The sequence below is a fragment of the Pseudomonas sp. HMSC066A08 genome (assembly GCF_001813025.1).
Taxonomy (GTDB): Bacteria; Pseudomonadota; Gammaproteobacteria; order Pseudomonadales; family Pseudomonadaceae; genus Pseudomonas; species Pseudomonas aeruginosa.
On the sequence record NZ_KV811331.1, the window covers coordinates 1 to 20,342 of the forward strand.

The 20,342-nt window shown below is 68.6% G+C and carries 19 protein-coding genes and 1 CRISPR repeat array; of the genes, 7 read left to right on the plus strand and 12 right to left on the minus strand.

The genetic code is table 11. The features are described from left to right. The first annotated feature begins 4 nt into the window (after positions 1–4). Positions 5–392: a CRISPR direct-repeat array (repeat unit 28 nt; unit sequence GTTCACTGCCGTGTAGGCAGCTAAGAAA). Between the two features lie 319 nt (positions 393–711). Then, complete coding sequence (locus tag HMPREF2886_RS22315) at positions 712–1,110, minus strand: four-helix bundle copper-binding protein (RefSeq protein ID WP_033977890.1); 399 nt, start codon at positions 1,108–1,110, stop codon at positions 712–714. A 170-nt stretch (positions 1,111–1,280) separates the two neighbouring features. On the opposite strand from HMPREF2886_RS22315, the gene HMPREF2886_RS22320 reads away from it, so the two are divergent. Continuing rightward, the gene (locus HMPREF2886_RS22320; RefSeq protein WP_070748400.1) at positions 1,281–3,053 is read left to right on the plus strand and encodes a thiamine pyrophosphate-requiring protein; all 1,773 of its coding nucleotides are present in this window, start codon (positions 1,281–1,283) and stop codon (positions 3,051–3,053) included. An 18-nt stretch (positions 3,054–3,071) separates the two neighbouring features. Here the strand turns inward: HMPREF2886_RS22320 and HMPREF2886_RS22325 are convergent, their stop codons facing one another. The 6 genes from HMPREF2886_RS22325 to HMPREF2886_RS22350 all read right to left on the minus strand — a co-directional run bounded on the left by HMPREF2886_RS22325 (position 3,072) and on the right by HMPREF2886_RS22350 (position 8,565). Beyond that, entirely contained in the window at positions 3,072–3,548 is a 477-nt protein-coding gene (locus HMPREF2886_RS22325; protein ID WP_033970874.1) for a DUF4142 domain-containing protein, read from the minus strand. Positions 3,549–3,615: 67 nt separating this feature from the next. Then, entirely contained in the window at positions 3,616–4,557 is a 942-nt protein-coding gene (locus tag HMPREF2886_RS22330; protein ID WP_033977894.1) for a 5-oxoprolinase subunit C family protein, read from the minus strand. After that, a complete protein-coding gene (locus HMPREF2886_RS22335) occupies positions 4,554–5,267 on the minus strand; it encodes a 5-oxoprolinase subunit B family protein (protein ID WP_033977896.1) in 714 nt (237 codons plus the stop codon). Before HMPREF2886_RS22335 ends, HMPREF2886_RS22330 begins: the two co-directional genes overlap by 4 nt. Then, positions 5,264–6,007, minus strand: coding sequence for a 5-oxoprolinase subunit PxpA (locus HMPREF2886_RS22340; protein WP_033977899.1), 744 nt, complete (start codon positions 6,005–6,007; stop codon positions 5,264–5,266). The genes HMPREF2886_RS22335 and HMPREF2886_RS22340 overlap by 4 nt, the downstream gene beginning before the upstream one ends. 32 nt (positions 6,008–6,039) lie before the next feature. Next, a complete protein-coding gene (locus HMPREF2886_RS22345) occupies positions 6,040–7,269 on the minus strand; it encodes an OprD family porin (RefSeq protein WP_033977901.1) in 1,230 nt (409 codons plus the stop codon). A 24-nt stretch (positions 7,270–7,293) separates the two neighbouring features. Continuing rightward, positions 7,294–8,565 carry an MFS transporter gene (locus HMPREF2886_RS22350; protein WP_003102111.1) on the minus strand — a complete coding sequence of 424 codons (1,272 nt, stop codon included), beginning with the start codon at positions 8,563–8,565 and terminating at the stop codon, positions 7,294–7,296. A gap of 254 nt (positions 8,566–8,819) precedes the next feature. Here HMPREF2886_RS22350 and HMPREF2886_RS22355 point away from each other — a divergent pair, with 254 nt between their 5' ends. Continuing rightward, positions 8,820–9,773, plus strand: coding sequence for a LysR family transcriptional regulator (locus tag HMPREF2886_RS22355; RefSeq protein WP_033977919.1), 954 nt, complete (start codon positions 8,820–8,822; stop codon positions 9,771–9,773). A 106-nt stretch (positions 9,774–9,879) separates the two neighbouring features. Next, positions 9,880–10,677 (plus strand): putative hydro-lyase, encoded by a 798-nt coding sequence (locus tag HMPREF2886_RS22360; protein ID WP_033970881.1) that lies wholly within the window; start codon positions 9,880–9,882, stop codon positions 10,675–10,677. Here HMPREF2886_RS22360 and HMPREF2886_RS22365 read toward each other — a convergent pair. Next, the gene (locus HMPREF2886_RS22365) at positions 10,662–11,642 is read right to left on the minus strand and encodes a hypothetical protein (protein WP_039026790.1); all 981 of its coding nucleotides are present in this window, start codon (positions 11,640–11,642) and stop codon (positions 10,662–10,664) included. The genes HMPREF2886_RS22360 and HMPREF2886_RS22365 overlap by 16 nt on opposite strands. Before the next feature lie 191 nt (positions 11,643–11,833). Between HMPREF2886_RS22365 and ada the strand changes: the two genes are divergently transcribed. Then, entirely contained in the window at positions 11,834–12,910 is a 1,077-nt protein-coding gene (ada, locus tag HMPREF2886_RS22370; protein WP_070748402.1) for a bifunctional DNA-binding transcriptional regulator/O6-methylguanine-DNA methyltransferase Ada, read from the plus strand. A 166-nt stretch (positions 12,911–13,076) separates the two neighbouring features. Here ada and HMPREF2886_RS22375 read toward each other — a convergent pair whose 3' ends face one another. From HMPREF2886_RS22375 to HMPREF2886_RS22390, 4 genes are all read right to left on the minus strand, one after another. Continuing rightward, complete coding sequence (locus tag HMPREF2886_RS22375) at positions 13,077–13,316, minus strand: DUF2790 domain-containing protein (RefSeq protein ID WP_033970887.1); 240 nt, start codon at positions 13,314–13,316, stop codon at positions 13,077–13,079. 124 nt (positions 13,317–13,440) lie between these two features. Next, positions 13,441–14,541: an NAD(P)-dependent alcohol dehydrogenase gene (locus tag HMPREF2886_RS22380; protein WP_033970888.1), complete on the minus strand. Its 1,101-nt coding sequence runs from the start codon at positions 14,539–14,541 to the stop codon at positions 13,441–13,443. A 331-nt stretch (positions 14,542–14,872) separates the two neighbouring features. After that, positions 14,873–15,301 carry a nuclear transport factor 2 family protein gene (locus HMPREF2886_RS22385; RefSeq protein WP_003102139.1) on the minus strand — a complete coding sequence of 143 codons (429 nt, stop codon included), beginning with the start codon at positions 15,299–15,301 and terminating at the stop codon, positions 14,873–14,875. 147 nt (positions 15,302–15,448) lie between these two features. Beyond that, positions 15,449–16,354: a LysR family transcriptional regulator BsrA gene (locus tag HMPREF2886_RS22390; protein ID WP_033968709.1), complete on the minus strand. Its 906-nt coding sequence runs from the start codon at positions 16,352–16,354 to the stop codon at positions 15,449–15,451. Positions 16,355–16,479: 125 nt separating this feature from the next. Here HMPREF2886_RS22390 and HMPREF2886_RS22395 point away from each other — a divergent pair, with 125 nt between their 5' ends. From HMPREF2886_RS22395 to HMPREF2886_RS22405, 3 genes are all read left to right on the plus strand, one after another. After that, positions 16,480–17,616 carry an SRPBCC family protein gene (locus HMPREF2886_RS22395; RefSeq protein ID WP_079387306.1) on the plus strand — a complete coding sequence of 379 codons (1,137 nt, stop codon included), beginning with the start codon at positions 16,480–16,482 and terminating at the stop codon, positions 17,614–17,616. A 36-nt stretch (positions 17,617–17,652) separates the two neighbouring features. Next, positions 17,653–18,585 carry a LysR family transcriptional regulator gene (locus HMPREF2886_RS22400; protein ID WP_070748404.1) on the plus strand — a complete coding sequence of 311 codons (933 nt, stop codon included), beginning with the start codon at positions 17,653–17,655 and terminating at the stop codon, positions 18,583–18,585. 104 nt (positions 18,586–18,689) lie between these two features. After that, on the plus strand, positions 18,690–20,327 hold the full coding sequence (locus tag HMPREF2886_RS22405) for a GMC family oxidoreductase (RefSeq protein ID WP_023091347.1): 1,638 nt from the start codon (positions 18,690–18,692) through the stop codon (positions 20,325–20,327). Positions 20,328–20,342 lie beyond the last annotated feature (15 nt).

Below are 20,342 nucleotides of genomic sequence, written 5' to 3' on the forward strand. Positions count from 1 at the left end.
GCTAGTTCACTGCCGTGTAGGCAGCTAAGAAAAGTTCGAATCAAGAGACCGCCGAAAAGGTCTCGTTCACTGCCGTGTAGGCAGCTAAGAAAGACAATGACCCGCGCATGATCACCATCCTGCAGTTCACTGCCGTGTAGGCAGCTAAGAAATATCAGCTCAAGCAAGCCATGGACGAACTGGCGTTCACTGCCGTGTAGGCAGCTAAGAAAGCTGGGTACGTACAATGGCCGGGTGATGGTCTGTTCACTGCCGTGTAGGCAGCTAAGAAATGGTAGTCCGCGCTGATCTTCGTAGGCACAGCGTTCACTGCCGTGTAGGCAGCTAAGAAAGCCCGCTGTATGTAGATATCTACCTCAATTTTGTTCACTGCCGTGTAGGCAGCTAAGAAGTCGCGAGCGATATAGTCCCGTAGGGCGGATAACGCCACGGGCGTTATCCGCCGATGTCACGGAAAGCGGCGGATAACCGCAAGCGGTTATTCGCCCTACGGATCAGGACTTCGGAATGAACTCTTCTCTCAGGCTCATAGCGTCTCTCGTGGTCTCTCTCCGGCAACTCCGCACACCTGTCAGCCACGTCTCCGGTCCGTACAGACGCTTGCAAAAGGGACTGGCCTGGGAGAGCGAAACGAGAAGCCGAGGCAGGCAAGGAAATCAGCTTGCCCAGCACATTCAGACTCAAGACCACGAGGGCAGAAAACTGCCAGCCTCAGGCCGGCAACAACGGCCGACAGGCTTCGACGAAGCGCCGGCAGGCACCCGCACATTCGCGCTCCAGCGGCTCGTCGCCATCGCAACGCGATGCGCATGCCAGGGCATAGCGCGCCGCCAGCTCGCAGGCGGCCGGCGCCCATGGGCTGCGGCGCTCCAGCAGCAGGGCAGCGAGGCGGCTGAGGTCGGCGCAGTCGTCGGCGTGCTGGCGTTGTTCCCTGCTGGACTCGGTGCAGAGCGCCAGGTAGCGCTCGCACGCGCGGATGCAACCCTGGGCCGCGAGCCGGCAACGCTCTTCCGGCGCCTGGACGGCGGCACCGCCGAGCAGGGCGTCGGCGTCGGTTTCCAGCAGGGAGCCGGGGTCTTCGTTTCCGGGATCGTTGATGGCGCGGGTCATGGCGGCACCTCCTGGCGATTGCGCCCATGCGGGCCCTGTTCCTTGGGCCGGTCGACGATGCCGACAGTTCAGTCGATTTCGCCGTCGGCACCGCCGCTCGATTGCCTTGAACCCTCGCCCCCGGCGCCAGTCCTCACTGGTACGACCCCAGACACGACCAGGAGGCGAGAATGTCCAGCACGGTTGCCGATCAATTGCTCGAACGCTTGAGCCAGTGGGGGGTGAAGCGCGTCTTCGGCTACCCCGGCGATGGCATCAACGGGATCATGGGCGCCATGGGCCGGCGCGCCGAGGCATTCGACTATATCCGCGTGCGCCACGAGGAGATGGCGGCCTTCATGGCCGGCGCCCACGCCAAGTTCACCGGAGAGGTCGGGGTGTGCTTGGCCACCTCGGGGCCGGGCGCGATCCACCTGCTGAACGGGCTCTACGACGCGCGCATGGATCATCAGCCGGTGCTGGCCATCGTCGGCCAGCAGGCGGCTACCGCGCTGGGCAGCGACTACCAGCAGGAAGTCGATCTGCAGAGCTTGTTCAAGGACGTTTCCGCCTATGTCGAGACCGTGGTCAGCCCGGCACAACTGCTCCATGTGCTGGACCGAGCCCTGCGCGTGGCGGTCGGCGAGCGGCAGGTGGCGACGGTGATCGTGCCCAACGACGTGCAACAGATGGCGGCCCCGAAGCGCCAGCCCCACGAGCACGGCCACGTGATGTCGGCGGTGGGCTTCGTCCAGCCGCGACCCTACGCGCGCGACGCCGACCTGGAAGCCGCCGCGGCGATCCTCAATCGCGGCCGGCGCGTGGCGATCCTCGCCGGCGCCGGTGCCCTGGGCGCGCACCGGCAACTGGAAGCGGTTGCCGAGCGCCTGGCCGCCGGAGTGGCCAAGGCGCTCCTGGGCAAGGCGGCGGTTTCCGACGACCTGCCGTACGTGACCGGTTCCATCGGCCTGCTCGGCACCCGCGCCAGCAGCATGCTGATGGCGCATTGCGACACCCTGCTGATCGTCGGCAGCACTTTTCCCTACAGCGAGTTCCTACCCAAGGCCGGCCAGGCGCGGGCGGTGCAGATCGACCTGTATCCGCGCAACATCGGTATCCGCTATCCGATCGATCAGGCCTTGCTCGGCGATGCAGGGGAAGCCCTGGAGCGCCTGCTGCCGCTGCTCGAGCAGAAAAAGCACGGCGCCTGGCGCCGCCGGGTCGAGCGGGCGGTGACGGCCAGTCGCGAGGAAGCCCGGCGCCAGGCCGAAGAGCCAGCCGACCCGATCAACCCGCAGCGGGTATTCCGTTCCTTGTCGGAGCAACTGCCGGACGATGCGATTCTCTGCGGCGACAGCGGCTCGCATACCAACTGGTACGCCCGCGACATCCGCATGCGCCCGGGCATGCTCGGCTCGCTGTCGGGCAAGCTGGCGACCATGGGCAGCGGCGTGCCCTACGCTATCGCCGCCAAGCTCGCCTATCCGCAGCGGCCGGTGGTGGCGATGGTCGGCGACGGCGCCATGCAGATGAACGGCAACGCCGAACTGGTCACCGTGCAGCAGTACTGGCAGCGCTGGGACTCGCCGACCTTCATCGTGCTGGTGCTGAACAACGGCGATCTCAACCAGGTGACCTGGGAGCAGCGTGCCCTGGCCGGCGACCCCGAGTTCAGCCCGGCGCAGGAAGTGATCGATTTCCCCTACGCGCGTTATGCGGACATGCTCGGCTTCAAGGGCATCCGCGTGGATCGCCCGGAGGACATCGACGCCGCCTGGGCCGAGGCCTTCGCCGCCGACCGCCCGGTGCTGCTGGAGGTGGTCACCGATCCGAACGTGCCGCCGCTGCCGCCGCACATCAGTTTCGAGCAGGCCAAGCACCTGCTTGGCGCCATGCTGCAGGACGATCCCAAGCGCTGGGGAGTGATTCGCCAGAGCGCCCGGCAGATCCTCGCGCGGCACTGAGCAAGGCGCTCGCGGCGCTCAGTCGGCGCGGCCGCTACGCAACTGGTCGGCCAGTTCGCGGTGGTGGTAGAAGCGCGCCAGCCATTCGTCGGCGAAGCGGCGCAGGTCGGGATCGGCGGAGTCCCGGGCGATTCCCTCGAAGCGTGCGACCAGACGGTCCTGCTGGCGAATCTGCGCGTCGAGGAAACCGCGCTCGTCGAAGCCGCCGGGAGCGGCGGCCTGCCGTTCGGTCTGGCGCGGCGAGGGCAGCGCCAAGGCCTTTTCCCCGGCCAGGGCGCGCAACTGGTGGTCGAACTCCTGCTGTTCGGTGAGTACGCGCTTGGCATAGCGCTGCACCGCCTTGTTTTCGGAACGGCGCATGGCTTGCTCGGCTGCCTCCACCTGGGCCTGGCTGTCGGCCAGGCTGTCGGCGAGCAGGGCGCGGGTATCAGCGGGTTCGGCCTGGACGGCCAGGGGCAACAGCAGGGCGGCGATCAGTGACAGGCGACTGGACATGGCGAACCTCCGGACGGGACGAGTGTGCGGTGGACGCTCGCCATACGGCGCCGTTCAAAAAAACCGCCTATGCGTCCCAGGCCGCCAGCAGGCGTCGATGCTCGCGGTGCGCCGCCTCCTGCACCGTCGGCAGCAGCCGCACCCGCTGGCCTGGCAGGCATTGCGCCAGGCGCGCCAGCGCCAGCGGGGCGAGGGCGCCGAGACGGGGGTAGCCGCCGATGGTCTGGCGGTCGTTGAGCAGGACGATCGGCTGACCGTCCGGCGGCACCTGCACCGCACCCAGGGCGATGCCTTCGGAAATCATCGACTGCTGCCGGCATTCCAGGCGCGGGCCGAGCAGACGTACGCCCATGCGGTCGGCGCGGGTATCCACCTGCCAGTCGCCGTTGAACGCATCGAACAGGCTCATGGCCGGGAAGTCGCCGATCTGCGCGCCAAGGATCAGCTCCAGGCGCGCTTCGCCGGTGCAGTCCATGATCCGTTCACTGGGCCGCGGCAGCGCGCGCGGTCGCGCGCCATCGGCCAGCCAGCCGAGGCTGTCGCCTGCGGCCAGGGCCTTGCCGTCGGCGCGGGGGCCACCCAGGCCTTCGCGGGCCACCGTGGCCAGGCTGCCCAACTGGCGCTCGCCGGCGAAGCCGCCGGGCGCCGCCAGGTAGGCGCGGGCGCCCTGGCGTGGGTGGGCGAAGGCCAGGCGCTGGCCGCCGCGCACGGCGAACGCGCCCCAGGCCGGTAGCGGCTGGCCATCGAGGGTCGCGCCGAGGTCGCCGCCGGCCAGGGCCAACCAGCCGTCGGCACGGCATTCGGCGACGAAACCGCCGAGGGCGATCTCGATCACCGCGGCGTCCAGGGGATTGCCCAGCAGCCAGTTGGCCCAGCCCATGGACAGCCAGTCGAGGGCGCCGCCCTGGGTCACGCCGAGATGGCGGCAGCCGAAGCGGCCGCGATCCTGCAACTGGACCAGCGGGGTGCTCTGGCACACCCGCAGGCCGCCGTGGATGGAGTCGTTCATGCCTGGACCTCCAGGGGCGTGTCGTCGCCGCCGAGACGGACGAATTCGGCGTGTCCGATGGGTTCGAAACGCACCCGGTCGCCGGCGCGCAGCAGGCTGTAGCCGTCCAGGGCGAGGTCGAACAGGCGCACCGGGCAGCGCCCGAGCAGGTTCCAGCCGCCTGGCGAGGCCTGCGGATAGACCGCCGTCTGGCGCTCGGCGATGCCGACGCTGCCGGCGGCGATGCGTTGCCGGGGAGTCGCCAGGCGGGGTGCCGCCAGGGCTTCCTCGACCAGCCCCATGAAGGCGAAGCCGGGGCTGAAGCCGAGGGCGAAGACCCGGTACTCGCGCTGGCTGTGGCGGCGGATCAGCTCGGCGACGCCGAGCTGCTTGCGCCGCGCCAGGGGTTCCAGGTCGGGGCCGACCCGCGGGTCGTACCAGGTCGGCAGGATGTGCAAACGGCCGCCGTCCTGGCGCTTCGGGCGCAAGTCGGACAGCGCCGCGGCGATCCGCGCGCGGGCCTCGCCAGGGTCGAGCTGGAGCAGGTCGTATTGCAGGAGCAGGGTGGTGTAGGACGGCACCAGGTCGAGCAGGGCGGCGCCGAACGCCGCCCGCAGGTTGTCCTCCGCCGCCAGCAGCCAGGGCATGTTGGCTTCGTCGATGCGCTCGAACAGGCGCAGGACGAAGCTGTCGATGGCGGCCACCTCGATGCGCGGTTGCGGTTGGCTCATGCCGCCTCCAGGGCGTCGCGGATGCGCCGCACCGCAGCCAGCGAGGCGGGATTGTCGCCGTGTACGCAGAGGGTCTGCGCCTCCAGCGCCAGGGCGCTGCCGTCGCTGGCTCGCAGCGGCGCGCCACGGGCCAGCAGGAGGGCCTGGGCGAGCACCGTCTCGGCGTCGTGGTGTACCGCGCCGGGCTGGCTGCGCGAGACCAGGTAGCCGGCGCCGTCGTAGGCGCGGTCGGCGAACGCCTCGAACCACAGCTCGATGCCGTGGGCCTCGCCCAGCGCGCGCGCCGCGGTGTTGTCGCGGGTGCTCATCAGCATCAGCGGCAGGGCGCGGTCGTAGGCCGCCAGTGCGCGCAGCACGGCGGCGAGGATCGCCGGGTCGCGCATCATGTCCTGGTACAGCGCGCCATGCGGCTTGACGTAGCGTACCCGCGTGCCCTGGGCGCGGCAGAGTCCGTCGAGGGCGCCGATCTGGTAGAGCAGCAGGTCTTCCACTTCCTGCGCCGAGCAGGCCAGCGAGCGCCGGCCGAAGCCGACCAGGTCGGGGTAGCCGGGGTGCGCGCCGATGCGCACGCCATGCTCCACCGCCAGGGCCACGGTGCGGCGCATGGTGCCGGGATCGCCGGCGTGGAAGCCGCAGGCGATGTTGGCGCAATCGATCAGCGGCATCACCTCGGCGTCCAGGCCCATGCGCCAGGCGCCGAAGCTCTCGCCGATATCGCAGTTCAACAACAGGCTGTTCATGCTGGTTCCTTCAGGTCATTGCTCGCCGGACCTCACCACAGCGCCAGGCTGTAGCTGAGGATCAGGCGGTTTTCGTCGAGGTCGTTGGCGAAATTCGAACGCACCGTGGCGTTGCGCCATTTCACCCCGAGGTTCTTCAGCGGCCCGCTCTGCACCACGTAGCCGAGGTCGGTGTTGCGTTCCCATTCCTTGCCGTCGTTGGCCGCGCCGCGGGCGACGTTGTCGCCGGAGACGTAGCGGCTCATGAAGCTCAGGCCGGGCAGGCCGAGCGCGCCGAAATCGTAGTCGTAGCGCAGTTGCCAGGAGCGCTCGTCAACGCTGCCGAAGTCGCCGATCTGGATGAAGTTGACCAGGTACGGGTCGCTGCCGGCGATGTAGGGATAGGGATCGTCGCCGCTGATCCGCTGGTAGCCGGCGGCCACCGCGTGGGCGCCCAGGCGCAGGCTGAAGAGGGCGCCGAAGGCGCGGTTGTCCAGTTCGCGGAAGCCGCCGTCCTCGCTGGCCCGGGCGAAGCGCAGGTCGCTCTTGAGCGAGCGCTGTCCGCCGAGGTCGAGGGTGTGTACCAGGCCGGCGAAGGTCTGCCGGTAGATCTCCCTGAGCCGACCCTGGTGCAGGCTGGCGGTCAGCGCCGGGGTCAGGCGATAGTCGCCGCCGGCGAAGTCGAAGGCATCGCTGCGCCCGCCGATGCGGTTGGCGCTGAACACCTGGTAGTCGCTGGAGCTGTTCAGCTTGTTGCGGTCCAGGTGCGCGCCGCGCAGGGTCAGGCCGGCGATCTCCTGCACGTCGAGCAGCGCGCCGCGGAACAGTTCCGGCAGCAGGCGGGTGTCGTTGGCCGAGACCAGCGGGCTCTTGAAGTGCAGCGCGCCGACCTTGAGCAGGCTGTTGGAAACCCGCGCCTTGGCGGTCAGGCCGAGCTTGGCGTAGTCGTCCTGGGACCCCCCGGCGGAGCCGTCGGCCGGCAGCAGCCCGGTTCCGCCGCTGCCGCCGCCGGAATCGAGCTTGAGGCCGAGCAGGCCGATGGCGTCGACGCCGAAGCCGACGGTGCCTTCGCTGAAGCCGGACTCCAGGCGCAGGAGGAAGCCCTGCGCCCATTCGTCGGCGTTGTCGCGCGCTCCGCTCTGGTGGAAGTCGCGGTTGAAGTAGAAGTTGCGCAGTTCGAGGCTGGCGTGGCTGTCCTCGACCAGGTCGGCCTGGGCGAGCAGCGGCCAGCCCAGCCCGCTGCCGGCGAGCAGCGCGGCAGCCAGGCGGGGATTCGGATGCATGCTGGGGTTTCCTCGGTCGACGGCTCAGAGTTCCAGTTGCTTGCCGCGGGTTTCCGGCAGGCTGAGGGCGGCGAGGATCACTACGCCGTAGGAAACCGCGGCGAAGGCGCCGATCCCCAGGCCCAGCGAGAGCTTCTGGCCGAGCATGCCGATCAGCATCGGGAACAGCGCGGCGATGGCGCGCCCGGCGTTGTAGCAGAAGCCCTGGCCGGAGCCGCGGATGCGGGTCGGGAACAGTTCGGTGAGGAACGAGCCCATGCCGCTGAAGATGCCCGAGGCGAAGAAGCCTAGCGGGAAGCCGAGCCAGAGCATGGCGCCGTTGCTCACCGGCAACTGGGTGTAGAGCAGGACCACGGTGAAGGAGCCGACGGCGAACAGGACGAAGTTCTTCTTGCGCCCGATCAGGTCGGTGAGGAAGGCACTGACCACGTAGCCAACGTAGGAGCCGAGGATCACCATCGCCAGGTAGCCGCTGGTGCCGAGCACGGTCAGCCCGCGTTCGGTCTTGAGGAAGGTCGGCAGCCAGGCGGTGATGGCGTAGTAGCCGCCGAGCGCGCCGGTGGTCAGCAGCGAGGCGCGCAGGGTGATGCTGAGCATCCCGGGGGCGAAGATCTCGTAGAAGCTGACCTTGTCGGCGCCCTGGTTGCGCTGCCTGGCCTCGCGGTAGATCTCCGGTTCCTTGACCAGCCGGCGTACCACCAGGACGAACAGCGCCGGCAACAGGCCGAGCATGAACAGCGCGCGCCAGGCCTCTTCCGGCGGCAGCAGGCTGAACATCAGCGAGTAGAGGATGGCGGTGAGGCCCCAGCCGATGGCCCAGCCGGACTGCACCAGGCCGACCGCCTTGCCGCGGTCGCGGGCCTTGATCACTTCGCCGATGAGTACCGCGCCGGCGGTCCATTCGCCACCGAAGCCGAAGCCCATCAGGGTCCGTGCGACCAGCAACTGCTCGTAGTTCTGCGCGAGGCCGCAGAGGAAGGTGAAGAAGGCGAACCAGAGCACCGTCAGTTGCAGGGTCAGCACCCGGCCGATGCGGTCGGAGAGGATCCCGGCGATCCAGCCGCCGGCGGCGGAGGCGAGCAGGGTCATGGTGTGGATGAAGCCGGCTTCGCCGGTGCCGATCCCCCACAGGGCGATCAGGGTAGGGATCACGAAGCTGAGCATCTGGGTGTCCATGCCGTCCAGGCCGTAGCCGATCTTGCAGCTCCAGAAGGCCCGGCGTTCCTGCTTGTCGAGGGCGCGATACCAGCCGAAATGACCGTCCCGGGAAGCGTCCGGGCCGGCGTCGAGGGTCATGTGTTTTTCCATGGGGGCACCGATCGTCGTTATTGGTGTTATGAAGATTCGGTGGGCGCCGTCGCACCCGGTGGTCGCATTCTTCGAGGCTGGCCAGCGAGCGTCCAACTAATTTATGCGGCCGCCGGGGATAAGAAATTTCGATGGCGGAGCAGGCCGTCATGCGTCGATCATGTGCCGCCGGAAGGTGGGCGCTGGCATGGAAGCTGCTCGCTCCCGCCACCTTGTGTCCCTTGCCCGTCGGTACCCGCCACATGAACCTGAAATTCCTCGAGACCTTCGTCTGGGTCGCGCGCCTGAAGAGCTTCCGCCTCACCGCGGAGAAGCTGTTCAGCACCCAGGCTTCCATTTCCAGCCGGATCGCCGTGCTGGAGGACGAACTCGGCGTGAAACTGTTCGTCCGCGACTCGCGCGGCGTGACCCTGACCCCGGAAGGCGACAAGGTACTGGCCTACGCCGAGCGGATGATGGACACCATGCACGCGCTGAAGCAGTCGCTCGACACCGGCGCCAGCACCCAGGGACGGATTCGCATCGGCGCCATGGACACGGTCATCCACACCTGGCTGAGCCCGTTGGTGGCCAGGGTCACGGAAACCTTCCCGGCGGTGGAGATCGAGCTGATGGCGGACACCGCGCGCAACCTCTCCGAGCAGTTGCAGAAGGGCTACCTGGACCTGATCTTCCAGACCGACTCGCTGCGCCACGAGTCGGTGCTGAACCTCGAACTGGGCAGCTATCCGCTGCGCTGGATCGTCTCCACCGGCTCGATCTACCACCGCGACTACGCCTCGCTGGCGGATCTGGCGCGGGAGCGGGTGGTGACCTTCTCCAAGCACTCGCGGCCGCACCAGGACGTGCTCGGCCTGCTGCACGCCAACGGCGTCGCGGCGCCGCGCCTGAACTGCGTGAACTCGGTGGCGGCGATGACCCGCCTGCTGCGCGACGGCTTCGGCGTCGGCGCCTTGCCGCCGGCGCTGGTCAGCCAGGAACTGGAACGCGGCGAACTGACCCTGCTGCGCCTCGGCCCGCCGCCGCCGAACCTGCCGCTGGTGGTGTCCTGGCGCGGCGGCACCGGCCTGGAGCTGGTGGACGAAGTGGTGGAACTGAGCAAGGCGGTGCTGGCCGACTACGCGGGCAACGTCGGCCCGGAGTGCATGGTCCTGGCGCCGCTGAAGAAAGGAGTGGGGCGGCTGCGTTCGCGCTGATTCGGATTTTCCGATCACCCCCGGCGGAAAAATCTTGTTGGACGCTGGCCGCCGTCCGCTTCTACAAACCGGTCGACAATGAAGTCCGCCAGTGCACGGAGCCGCCATGCCCGAACCGACCTTCCACGAACTCGCGCAACTGCCGCCGCCGGCCCTGCGCCAGTTGATCCGCCGCGGCGACTACGCCGGCCATACCAGTGGCCTCGGCCAGCGCCACCTGCAGGCCAACCTGGTGATCCTGCAGAAATCCTGGGCCGACGAATTCCTCCGCTTCTGCGCCCTGAACCCCCGGGCCTGCCCGCTGCTCGACGTCAGCGAGCCCGGCTCGCCGCACTTCGCCAGGCTCGGCGCGGATATCGACGTGCGCAGCGACCTGCCGCGCTACAGGGTGCATCGACGCGGCCGGGAGCCCGTCGAGGTGAGCGACATCGGCACCTTCTGGGAAGCGGATTTCGTCGCCTTCGCCATCGGCTGCTCGTTCTCCTTCGAACAGGCGTTGCTCGACGCCGGCATCGGCCTGCGCCACCTCGAGCTGGGGCGCAACGTGGCGATGTACCGCAGCTCCATCGCTACCCGGCCGAGCGGTCGCCTGGCCGGGCCCACGGTGGTATCGATGCGGCCGTTGAAGGCCGCCGAGGCGATCCGGGCGATCCAGGTCACCAGCCGCTTCCCGATGACCCATGGCGCACCGCTGCACCTGGGCGATCCGGCGCTGATCGGCATCCGCGACCTGGCACGGCCCGACTACGGCGACCCGGTGCCGCTCGCGGCGGACGAGATCCCGCTGTTCTGGGCCTGCGGGGTCACGCCCCAGGCGGTGCTCGCCGAGGTTCAGCCGGAGCTGTACATCAGTCACGCGCCGGGGCACATGCTGGTCAGCGACCGACTCTACGACGAGCTCTGAGGGGCGACGTCCTTCGCCGGACCGGGGATGATCGCCAGGTGGCGCAGGGTATCCGGCTCCAGGCTGTAGCTCTTGCCGCTCGGCGCTTCGACGAGCCGCCCGAGGGCGTAGAGGGTGAAGTAGCGCACCGTTTCGGCGCAACCGAGGATGTCTTCGAGGTAGCGCCGATGCGGATAGCCCTGCAAGGTTTCCGGGGCGACGTAGAGGAATACCGGCTTGCCGTCGATGCGGTCGCGGAACTTGAAGCGAAAGCCCTGCGGCCGGCTCGGCGCACCGTAGCGCCGGACCAGGTCGGCGCCGCCGTAGAACACCTTGCCGGCGCTGCCCGGTGTGGCATAGCCGATGTGCTGGAAATAGGCGCGCAGCGGTATCCGGCCGAGGCCGCTGATGCGGATGTCCAGTTGCTTGAACTCTTCCGCCGGCAGCTCGGCGCGGGCCTGGCGGAAGGTGTCGACGAGCCGTTCGAAATCGCGGGTGCGCCGTGGCCGTTGCGTTCTCTGCCGAGGCCCGGCGGGAGCGTCGGCGCGCATTGCGGCGGAGGCCGGCGGCTGTTCCTCGGCCTCCGGGTCCGCTTGCGTCGGCGCGGCTTCCTCGGCAATGGCCGGGTCGAACTCCTCGACGTAGGCATCCAGCTTGTCGCGGATGCGCCGCTGGCCGGCATCCTCGGCGGACTCGCCCGGGCGCAGAGCGTCCTCGTCCTCCTCGACGAACCATTCGCAATCCGGCAGGTGGGTGGAATGCGGGAACTTGCTGAAGTGCGCGGCCTTGCGGGTGTCCTGCGGCAGCTTGTCGTAGTTGCTCGCCGACACCTTGATTCCCTGTGCACGGCACCCTTCGCTGGAACAGAGGAAATCGAAGCGTTTGCGCGGCTCGGCCTGGGAGAAGTATTCGCGGCGGGCGCTGGCGATGGAGATCACCCGATCCAGTTGCATGCAGTAGGCCAGTGCTATCCGTTTGAACGCCATGTTCCCAGTCCTTCCGCCGGTTCGAGCGGGCCATTATGGCGCCTGGCGATGGCCAGGCAAGCCGGCGGCCTTCCGCGCCTGCCGAAGCCGGGCGCACGGCCTTGCTCGAATTCAAGCGCAAGAACCGGAGTTCTTGCGCTTGAATGGCGAATTAGTCTGCGGGCATCATCCGCTCCCACAGGGGAAACGCCATGAGCCAGCAGCTCGATCCTTGCAACGCCTACCACACCGACGAACAGCGCTGGGCCGCCGTGCTGGCGCGCGACGCGGCGGCGGACGGGGCGTTCGTCTATGCGGTGAAGACCACCGGGGTCTATTGCCGCCCGAGTTCATCGGCGCGTCGGCCCAGGCGCGAGAACGTCGAGTTCTTCGCCACTGCCGAGGCGGCCGAGGCCGCCGGCTATCGGCCCAGCCGGCGCGCCGCCGGCGACCGCAGCCTGGCAGCGGAGCAGCGCGCCGAGCGGGTGGCGCAGGCCTGCCGGATGATCGAAACGGCGGAGACGCCGCCGGCACTGGAGGCGCTGGCCGCCCGACTGGGCATGAGTGCGTTCCACTTCCATCGCCTGTTCAAGGCCGAAACCGGCCTGACGCCCAAGGCCTACGCCTCGGCCTATCGTGCCCGGCGCCTGCGCGAGCGCCTGGGCCAGGCATCCGCTTCGGTGACCGAGGCGATCTACGGGTCCGGTTTCAACTCCAACAGCCGCTTCTACGAGTCCTCGTCGCAACGCCTCGGCATGCGCCCGCGCGATTACCGCGATGGCGGCGCCGGCGCGGCGATCCGTTTCGCCATCGGCCAGTGCTCGCTGGGCGCGATCCTGGTGGCGCAGAGCCGGCACGGCATCTGCGCGATCCTCCTCGGCGAGGAGCCGGAGCCATTGCTGCGCGAGTTGCAGGACCAGTTCCCGCGCGCCCAGCTGCTCGGCGGCGACGCCGACTTCGAACGGCTGGTGGCGCAGGTGGTGGGCTTCGTCGAGTCGCCTCAACTGGGACTGGACCTGCCGCTGGACGTACGCGGTACGGCGTTCCAGGAACGGGTCTGGCAGGCACTGCGGGAAATACCGCCGGGCAGCACGGCGAGCTATGCGCAGGTCGCCGAACGGATCGGCGCGCCGCGAGCGGTGCGCGCGGTGGCGCAGGCCTGCGCGGCGAACCGGATCGCGGTGGCGATTCCCTGCCACCGGGTGGTACGTCGCGACGGCGACATTTCCGGCTACCGCTGGGGCGTGGAGCGCAAGCGCGAACTGCTGCGCAGGGAAGAGCGGGATTGAACCCAAGGCAGGCGATACGCGGCCCACAATGCAAAAAGCCCACTCGATGGTGGGCTCTATGCAATGGGGCGCTGGTCCTTCAGCTGGTTCCAGTATCCATGTCAGGGGTGAAAATTTCGTGAAATGAAACGACAACCCTGACCGTTCGTCCTTTCCTATCGTGGTTTCATTCGTTGCTGCACGCACGCGCCTGCTTCAGGTAGTGCAACACCTGGCGCTCGCCGTGGGAGTCCAGGTACACCAGGGTGGCGCGCACCACCTGGCAGGTATCGCTGGGCGCCTCGTCGACGCTCAGCACCCTGGCCACGTCCAGCGGCATGCCGTAGACGTAGTCGGCAGTCGCCGCGCCGGCGATGACCGGCGCCAGCAGCGTGACGCAGCAGAGGTAGAGCTTGGCTCGGTTCATGGACGGTTTCTCTCCATCCCCCGCGAAGCGACGGCGCAAGGACGCCGCCGACGCCATGGGTGGAACCCGCTTCGTCGTTCGCGACGGGTTCGCCACCTCCGTCCAGCAGTATAGGATGACGGTCTCAGTGCGGCTTGATCGCCACCTTCAGTACGTTGTCACGCTGGTTGGCGAACAGGTCGTAAGCGGCGACGATGTCGTCGAGGCGGTATTCGTGGCTGACCAACGGCCCGAGGTCGACCCGGCCCGAAGCCACGATATTGAGCAGTCGGCGCATGCGCTCCTTGCCGCCGGGGCACAGCGCGGTATTGATCCGGTGGTCGCCGAGGCCGGCGGCGAAGGCCGACAACGGAATCGTCAGGTCTTCCGAATAGACCCCTAGGCTGGAAAGGGTGCCGCCGGGCTTGAGCACCCTCAGGGCGGTCTCGAAGGTCGATTGCGTACCGAGCGCCTCGATCGAAGCATCCACGCCGCGCCCGCCGGTGAGTTTGAGAATCTCCTCGATCACGTCGCACTCCCTGAAGTTCAGCGTGACGTCGGCGCCCATTCCACGGGCGATATCGAGGCGATGGGCGTTGCCGTCGATGGCGATGATCGTGCTGGCGCCCAGCAGCCGGGCGCCGGCGGTGGCGCACAGGCCTATGGGACCCTGGGCGAAGATCGCCACGCTATCGCCGATGCGGATGTTGGCGTTCTCCGCGCCCTTGAAGCCCGTGGACATGATGTCCGGACACATCAGCACCTGTTCGTCGCTGAGACCATCGGGTATGGGGGCAAGGTTGGCCTGAGCGTCGGGAACCAGCACATACTCGGCCTGGGTGCCGTCGATCAGGTTGCCGAAGCGCCAACCGGCGGTCGCCTTGTAGCCATGGCAGGCGCAACGGCCGGATTCCACCAGGTAGCTGCCGTCCTGCGACGGTACGCCGTCCTGGGCGGCATAGGAGTTGAAGTTGGGGCAGATGGCACCGGCGATCACGCGCTGGCCTTCGCGGTAGCCGACCACCGCGCTGCCGAGCTTTTCGATGATCCCGACCGGCTCGTGGCCCACCGTCAGGCCGGGCGCGACCGGATACTCGCCCTTGAGGATGTGCACGTCGGTGCCGCAGAGCGTGGTGGTGGTGATGCGCACCAATGCATCGTTCGGCCCCACGTCGGGAATCGGCTTGTCGACCAGCTCGATACGGCCGGGCTGGATGAATACGGCGGCTTTCATCATCTTGCTCATGGAGCATCCTCACGGGTGGAGGCCCTGGGGGCGGCACGGGGCGGGAAAGAACGGACGGATGCCAGGACAGTGGCGGAATTGCCGTCCGATGTCCTTGATATGGGTCATGGCCGCGATGGACGCGGGTTCGTGAAGTACCGACCTGGCGTTTTCCTGGGAAATGTCCTCGCCCGGTTCGCTGCGGAACTACCCAAGCCCCTCCGCTGTGGCCTGGGTCGACGCGGCACGCGGGAGGGCGGGGCGTTGCACCCATGTCGGGAGTTCGCCCCGGCGGGCCGACGCTGCGCTCTTGGCAAAGGCAGCGTCGGGCCCTGGCCCAAAGGCTATCGCCTCAGGCCTTGCTCGCGGCCAGATAGGAGGCCAGGCGCCGGCCCATCTCCTCGCCGAGGGCCTGGAGGCCGCTCATGGGACGGACCATCACTTCGAAGTCGACGATCCGGCCGTCGTCGTCGAAGCGGATCATGTCGATGCCTTTCAGTTCGCGTTCGCCGACCCGTGCGCTGAATTCCAGCACCACGCTGCGGCCGTCGGCGCTGGCCAACTGGCGGTGATAGGCGAAATCCTCGAAGACCGTGAGCACGGTATTCAGGATCATCGAGACCACCGGTGCGCCGGCATACGGCTTGTGCGCCATCGGCGAGCGGAACACGGCGTCGGGGTGCAGCAGGCGCGGCAACCCGGAGAGGTCGCGGCGGGCGATCAGCCCGTGCCATTCGGCGAGGGTGGCGGCGGCGTTGGCTTCGAGCGGCAGGCTGGTCATACGGTGGCTCCTCTGGCGGGTGCTGGACTGTATCCCCTGGGCGGCCTGGGACCGGCTGCGGGGCGGAGCCTCACCATAGGTCGCGGGAAAGGCCTCGCTCAATGATCGAAAGTGACGGAAGACTGATCCTCGTGCGCAACCTGCGACTCAGCCCTGTTCGATCTGCACGATCTGCTCGCGCAGCCATTGCAGGCCGGGCGTCGCTTCCTGCTGGCGATGCCAGATCAGGTTGACCTGCACCGGGGCCATCTCGAAGGGGACGTCCGCCAGTTGCAAGCCATGGCTGCCGGCGAAGCGCTCGGCCAGGCGGCGTGGCACGGTGCCGAGCAGCTCGGTGCTGGCGACGATGGCCGGGATGGTCAGGTAGTGAGGCACCAGCAATTGCACCTGGCGCTGTACCCTGGCCGAGCCGAGGACGATCTCCAGCGGACTGCCGCGACCGACCCGCGGCAGGATCGAGACGTGCTGCGCGGCCTCGTAGGCCGCGCGGTCGAGGCCGCCGCGGAAGGCCGGATGGCCCTGCCGACCGATCACCGCCAGGCGTTCCTCGCCGACCGGCCGGTAGGCCAGCTCGGGCTCGTCGAAGTACAGGTAGTCGATCGCCAGGTCCAGTTCGCCGCTGGCCAGTTGTGCCGGGATCGAGGCGCCTTCGTCGGGACGTACCTCCAGCGTCACCCGCGGGGCCAGGGTCTTCAAGCGGGTCACCAGGCCAGGCAGCAGGCGCAACTGGGCATAGTCGTTCATCGTCAGGCGAAAGGTCCGCGCAGTGTGCGGATCGAAGCTTTCCTGGGAGCCCAGCCCGGCCTGCAGCAAATGCAGGGCCTGGCGCACCGGCACGTACAGGGCGAGGGCGGCGGCGGTGGGTTCCAGGCCCTTGGCGGTGCGCCGGAACAGCGGCTGGTCGAGCTGTTCGCGCAGGCGGGCGAGGGCGTTGCTCACCGCCGGCTGGCTGCGATGCAGGCGCATCGCTGCGCGCGACAGGTTGCGTTCGCGCATCAGGGCATCGAAGACCAGCAGCAGGTTGAGGTCGAGCTGCTGCAAATTCAGCTTCATGAATAATCTTCATTCTATTTATCCATTACCATGATAAGACTGGCATCGCTACACTCGAATGCAAGCCCTTCCGCCCCGGCGGATCGGCCCGGTTCGCGGCCCAGCCAATAACAATCACACGCGAGATGCCGACCATGTCCTTCGATCCCCAACCCTTTCGCCAGCAGTACCGCGCGGCCATCCGGCCCGGCTACAACCCCTGGCTGCACGCCGGCTTCGTCCTCGCCTACGGCGGCGCCTGGATCGTCTTCTTCCTCTCCCGGCTCGAGCAGCCGAGCCTGCTGGAATGGCTGACGGTGCCGGCCGCGCTGGTGTTCTTCAACTGGGGCGAGTACCGCATCCACAAGTCCCTCGGCCACCACAAGCACCCGCTGGGGCGGATGTTCTACAAGCGCCATACCGGCGACCACCACAGCTTCTTCGTCGCCGGCCAGATGCGCTACGAACAGGCCCGCGACTGGCGGGTGATCCTGTTCCCGGCCTGGCTGGTGGTGGTCTTCAGCCTCGGCGCGCTGCTCGCCTGGAGCCTGCTCGGCCTGCTGAACGACAACCTCGCCGCGCTGTTCGCCGCGACCCTGCTGCTGGGCTACCTCAGCTACGAGATCTTCCACGCCTGCGAACACCTGCCGCCGGAGCATCCGCTCAGCCGCCTGCCGTGGATCCGCCACATGCGCCGCCTGCACGAACTGCATCACCGTCGCGAGCTGATGCAGACGCACAACTTCAACCTGGTCTTCCCGTTGATGGACTGGTGCTACGGCACCCTCCACTGGGAAGCGGAAACCGCCGAGGAGCACGCCATGACCCGCATGCAGCACCGGATCGAGATCGCCCGCGCGCCCGAGGCGACCCTGGCCTACGCCGCCAGCCCGGGGCTCTGGCCGGAATGGCATCCTTCGTCGTTGCGGGTCGACGGCGCCTCTGGCCCGCTGCCGGCCGGCGCGCGCTTCGAGGAGGACATCCACGCCGGCGGCCGCGCCGGGCACTTGTCCTGGACGGTGGTCGAGTACCAGCCGGGGCACCTGTGGCGCGCCAACGCCCGGGGCGACCGGGGGCTGCACCTGCGCCTGAGCTACGAATGCCAGCCGAGCGCGGCCGGCACCCGCTTCGTGCGCACCCTGGAGTACCGCTTCGACGGCTGGTCGATGCGCCTGGCCAACCTGTTCCTGCTGCGCCGGCGCATCGAACGCGAGTCTGAGGAGTCCATGCACCGCCTGCGCCGGGTCGCCGAGGCGCGGATAGCGGCGGCGGAAAGCGTATGATCGGGGTCCGCGGGGGCGGATCGCAGAAGGACACCGATGAACAAGTTTACCGAAATGACCACCTTCGTCAGCGTGGTCGACGCCCGTAGCTTCTCCGAGGCTGCCCGCCGCCTGGGCACCACCAAGTCGCAAGTCAGCCAGCGTATCCAGCAACTGGAGAGGCGCCTGGGCCGGGTGTTGCTGAACCGCACCCGGCCGCTGAGCCTCACCGACCCCGGACGCACCTACTACGAACACGCCTGCCGCCTGCTACAGGAGCTGGAGCAGGCGGAAGCCTCGGTGCTCGACGCCGACGCCGACCTGCGCGGCCAGTTGCGTCTCTCCGCGCCGCTGGCCTTCACTCCGCGCTACCTGGCGCCGCTGCTGGCGCGCTTCGCCGAGCGCCATCCGCAATTGCGGGTGGACGTGCAGGCCGACGATCGTTTCGTCAACCTCCAGGAACCGCGCTTCGACATGGCCCTGCGCATGGGCCGGCTGGACGACTCCTGCCTGGTGGCACGGCCGATCACCGCCAACCGCCACCTGCTCTGCGCCAGTCCCGCCTACCTGGCGCGACATGGCGTGCCGCAGCATCCCGAGGAATTGCAGGCGCATGACGGGCTGGTCTACTACAACCGCGAGCCCGGCGGCATGCTCTGTCTGCCGGTGGACGGCGAACCGGCCTCGTTCCGCATCCGGGTGAGGATGCGCACGGACTCCGGGCACCAGTTGCTCGAAGGTGCGCGCGCCGGGCTCGGCCTGGCGATCCTGCCGAGCTTCCTGGCCGCCGATGCCTTGCTGGCCGGCGAGCTGTTGCCGGTCCTGCCTGGCTACTCGCCGGACGGCGGGCAGGTTTCCGTGGTCTACCGCAAGACCCAACGGACGCCCCGGAAGATCCTCGTCCTCGGCCAGTTCCTCGAAGAGGAAATCGGCGATCCGGCGCCCTGGGACCGTGCGCTCATCGAGCGTGGCCTGTTGCCGCCGGGCTGAGTTCGGAAAAACCGAACCAGCGGTTCGCCTTCCGCTGTCTGTCGCCGAAGGCGCGCCGGGCATAGCGTTGCTCCCGTCAATCGTTCTGGATACGGGAGAACCCCATGCACCAACCCGAAAACCCGGCGCGCCGCACCTTGCTGGCGCAGACCGTTGCCGGCTCCGCCGCGCTCGCCCTGGGCTCGCTGCTCGGCGGCGCGCCCGGCGTGGCCAGCGCCACGGCGGAAACGCCGCGCAAGGCCTTCGATGGCGGCAGGATCGATGTGCTGATCGTCGGCGGCGGCTCAGCCGGCGCGGTCCTCGCCCGGCGTCTGAGCGAGCGCGGCGACCGCCGGGTACTGTTGCTGGAAGCCGGCCAGGCCTATCCGGCCTGGGACTACCCCAGGATCATCGCCAGCAGCGACAGCGTCGGCGGCGACCCCTCCAGCGACTGGGGCTACCAGTCCCAACCGGGGGCGATCGGGCATCCGATCCATGCGATCCGCGGCAAGGTCCTCGGCGGCAGCTCGGCGATCAACGGCGCGGTGGCGATCCGCGCGCGGCGCGAAGACTTCGCCCGCTGGAACCTGCCGGGCTGGTCCTACGACGACCTGCTGCCGGCGTTCCGCCGCCTGGAGACCCGCCAGGGCGGCGACCCGGCCCTGCACGGCGGGGACGGACCGCTGCCGGTGCGGCAACTGAGCCGCGCCGATCTCTCGCCGATGCAGAGGGCCTTCGTCGACGCCACCCTGGCCAACGGTTTCAAGGCCATCGCCGATTTCGACGGCGCCGACGCCAACGGCGTCGGGCCGTACCCGATGAATGTCGTCAACGGTGTGCGCGTCAACACCGGCATGGCCTATCTCGACAACGCCGTGCGCGGTCGCGCCAACCTGTCGATCCGCGGCGACGCGCTGGTCGACCGGGTACTCTTCGAAGGCAAGCGTGCGGTGGGCGTGCGCCTGGCCTCCGGCGAGGAAATCCACGCCGGCGAAGTGATCCTCAGCGCCGGCGCCTACGGCAGCCCGGCGATCCTGCTGCGCTCCGGTGTCGGCCCGGCCGACGAGCTGAAGGCGCTGTCGATCCCGTTGCTTGCCGACTTGCCGGTGGGCCGCCGGCTGAAGGACCATCCGTTCTACTACAACGCCTATGCCGCCCGGCCGGAGCGCATCGGCGCGCAGTCGCCGGTGATCGGCGCCAAGCTCTGGACCCATAGCTCGCGGGCGCAGAACGGCGAGCTGGACCTGCACATCACCGCCACCCACCTGTTCCCCGCCGAGATGAGCCCGACCGGGGTCGGCTTCGTCCTCGCCGTGGCCCTGACCCGGCCGCAATCGCTGGGCAGCGTGCGCCTGGCCAGCCGCGACCCGGCCGTCGCGCCGCTGATCGACCTGAACTTCCTCGCCGAGGCCGAAGACCGCGCGCGGTTGCTGGAAGGGGTCAAGCTGGCGCGCCGGATAGGCCGCAGCGAACCGCTCGCCGGGCTGATCCACGCCGAACTCGGGCCGGGGCCCGAGGCACGCAGCGATGCGCAGATCGAAGCGGCGATCCGCGCCACCCTCGATACCTACCACCACCCGACCTCCAGCGCGCCGATGGGCCGTGCCGGCGAGCGCTGGGCGGTGGTCGACCTGGAGGGCAGGGTGCACGGCCTGCAAGGATTGCGGGTGATCGACGCCTCGATCTTCCCCGATGCCATTTCGGTGGCCACCAACATCACCACCATCGCCGTTGCCGAGCACCTCGCGCAGCGCATCGCCTGATCGACCCAGGAGAAC

Excerpts from the sequence above, each read along its gene's own strand:
- HMPREF2886_RS22330 (WP_033977894.1), bottom strand. The coding sequence starts at position 4,557 with ATGAACGACTCCATCCACGGCGGCCTGCGGGTGTGCCAGAGCACCCCG.
- HMPREF2886_RS22320 (WP_070748400.1), top strand. The coding sequence starts at position 1,281 with ATGTCCAGCACGGTTGCCGATCAATTGCTCGAACGCTTGAGCCAGTGG.
- ada (WP_070748402.1), top strand. The coding sequence starts at position 11,834 with ATGAGCCAGCAGCTCGATCCTTGCAACGCCTACCACACCGACGAACAG.
- HMPREF2886_RS22365 (WP_039026790.1), bottom strand. The coding sequence starts at position 11,642 with ATGGCGTTCAAACGGATAGCACTGGCCTACTGCATGCAACTGGATCGG.
- HMPREF2886_RS22340 (WP_033977899.1), bottom strand. The coding sequence starts at position 6,007 with ATGAACAGCCTGTTGTTGAACTGCGATATCGGCGAGAGCTTCGGCGCC.
- HMPREF2886_RS22355 (WP_033977919.1), top strand. The coding sequence starts at position 8,820 with ATGAACCTGAAATTCCTCGAGACCTTCGTCTGGGTCGCGCGCCTGAAG.
- HMPREF2886_RS22385 (WP_003102139.1), bottom strand. The coding sequence starts at position 15,301 with ATGACCAGCCTGCCGCTCGAAGCCAACGCCGCCGCCACCCTCGCCGAA.
- HMPREF2886_RS22350 (WP_003102111.1), bottom strand. The coding sequence starts at position 8,565 with ATGACCCTCGACGCCGGCCCGGACGCTTCCCGGGACGGTCATTTCGGC.
- HMPREF2886_RS22345 (WP_033977901.1), bottom strand. The coding sequence starts at position 7,269 with ATGCATCCGAATCCCCGCCTGGCTGCCGCGCTGCTCGCCGGCAGCGGG.
- HMPREF2886_RS22380 (WP_033970888.1), bottom strand. The coding sequence starts at position 14,541 with ATGAGCAAGATGATGAAAGCCGCCGTATTCATCCAGCCCGGCCGTATC.
- HMPREF2886_RS22395 (WP_079387306.1), top strand. The coding sequence starts at position 16,480 with ATGCCGACCATGTCCTTCGATCCCCAACCCTTTCGCCAGCAGTACCGC.
- HMPREF2886_RS22405 (WP_023091347.1), top strand. The coding sequence starts at position 18,690 with ATGCACCAACCCGAAAACCCGGCGCGCCGCACCTTGCTGGCGCAGACC.
- HMPREF2886_RS22335 (WP_033977896.1), bottom strand. The coding sequence starts at position 5,267 with ATGAGCCAACCGCAACCGCGCATCGAGGTGGCCGCCATCGACAGCTTC.
- HMPREF2886_RS22325 (WP_033970874.1), bottom strand. The coding sequence starts at position 3,548 with ATGTCCAGTCGCCTGTCACTGATCGCCGCCCTGCTGTTGCCCCTGGCC.
- HMPREF2886_RS22400 (WP_070748404.1), top strand. The coding sequence starts at position 17,653 with ATGAACAAGTTTACCGAAATGACCACCTTCGTCAGCGTGGTCGACGCC.
- HMPREF2886_RS22390 (WP_033968709.1), bottom strand. The coding sequence starts at position 16,354 with ATGAAGCTGAATTTGCAGCAGCTCGACCTCAACCTGCTGCTGGTCTTC.
- HMPREF2886_RS22360 (WP_033970881.1), top strand. The coding sequence starts at position 9,880 with ATGCCCGAACCGACCTTCCACGAACTCGCGCAACTGCCGCCGCCGGCC.
- HMPREF2886_RS22375 (WP_033970887.1), bottom strand. The coding sequence starts at position 13,316 with ATGAACCGAGCCAAGCTCTACCTCTGCTGCGTCACGCTGCTGGCGCCG.
- HMPREF2886_RS22315 (WP_033977890.1), bottom strand. The coding sequence starts at position 1,110 with ATGACCCGCGCCATCAACGATCCCGGAAACGAAGACCCCGGCTCCCTG.